General features: G+C 55.9%; 1 protein-coding gene and 1 pseudogene. Both read right to left on the reverse strand.

Features of this window, described 5'->3' with window-relative positions:
• Positions 1–874, reverse strand: an 874-nt coding sequence (locus H8Z83_RS19080; protein ID WP_366464630.1) for a CD1108 family mobile element protein, incomplete at its 3' end; no start/stop codon positions are given.
• Positions 855–1,307 (reverse strand): annotated as a pseudogene (locus tag H8Z83_RS19085) (VirB4-like conjugal transfer ATPase, CD1110 family); the annotation flags it as partial. The gene H8Z83_RS19080 and the pseudogene H8Z83_RS19085, both read right to left, overlap by 20 nt.

Consider the following 1,307-nt stretch of genomic DNA (forward strand, 5'->3'; position numbering starts at 1 on the left):
CCAGATAATGCTGCAAATCATCTTCCAGCGCACAGTAGGCAGCTTCGGCGGCCAGCATATCCCGATCCTCGCAAGGATAGGTGCTGGCCCCTAATGCACCGGCCCCGGCGTTCCCCAGCATAAGCATGGTAGAGGAACAGGACTGCATAGCAAACAGGAGTAACACACAGAGCACCGCAATCACGGCACCTGCGGGATGACTTTTGACAAATTCCACTGCCCGGGCGGTCAGGCGTTCTGTGGCTGTGGCAGTTTTCCCCGCCGCAGCCGCGCCCTGCTTTGCAGCCTCCTTTGCCTGCTTGCGATATTGCCTGCGGAGCCGTTGCTTCTGCCAGTAGCGGGTAAGCGCATTTTTCGTCAGCTCCGGGTGCTCCTGTGCGGCGGTGTGAAAATGGTAGTCCGCCGTGTACTTGGTATAGCGGGCCTCGGCCTTGCGTACCACTTTTGCCGGATGTTCCCGGACTTTACGGCGCACAAAGCGGGAGCCATGCCGCAGTGCGGTTTCTCCCACAAGCTCAGAACGGTGTGCGCCTTCTGTGCCGACATTTTCCTGTTCCACTTCAAAAATCTTGCCATGCACGAAGCTGTGAACGGAACCACTGGCAACACGGCCTATGCGTTTTACCGGACCGGGCTTTTTCGGCGGCTTTTGTTTTGCCAGCTTCTCCCGGGCCTGTTCCAGTTTTTCGCCTTGGGACTCCATACGGAGCTTTGCTGCCGCAGCCTGTTCTTGCTGGCTCTTTTTGCGGAACTTGGACTTTGGGACACTTTGTCCCGAAGTGTCGGAAGCCTCCGGCCCGGACTGCTCCTCGTCAGGGGCGTGGGCGGTCTGCGACCAAGCCTCCTCCTTGGCCTTATTCGTTTTTCGTTTCATTCTTCATATCCTCCGGGCGGGTAGTCAGCAGGTCATAGATTTCTCCGCGAGGGAACCGATCCACAAACGGGATGGTCACATTTCCATAGAACAACAGCCCCTCGCCGGAATTGCTGTGTGTGATATAGGAAAGCTGGTGCTCGGAAATACCGAGCTGTTTTGCCAGAATGGTACGGTCACTCTGCGCCTGCGAAAGCAGAATCATAAAATCCGTGTTGTCCAGAATGTTCTCGATTTCACGGCTTGCCAAAAGGTCTTTGACGTTCTGCGTCAAAGCAGACGGCACACATCCTTTTTTACGCAGCATTTTCCAGACCGCCACAAAGTAGCTGGCTGTCAGTGGATCACGGAGCAGAATGTGAAACTCGTCAAAGTAGCACCAAGTTGCCGCGCCCTCGTGGAAGTTCTGATCCACCGCCTGCGAAACAAACTC

Source organism: Dysosmobacter segnis (assembly GCF_014297285.1).
GTDB classification, from domain to species: domain Bacteria; phylum Bacillota; class Clostridia; order Oscillospirales; family Oscillospiraceae; genus Oscillibacter; species Oscillibacter segnis.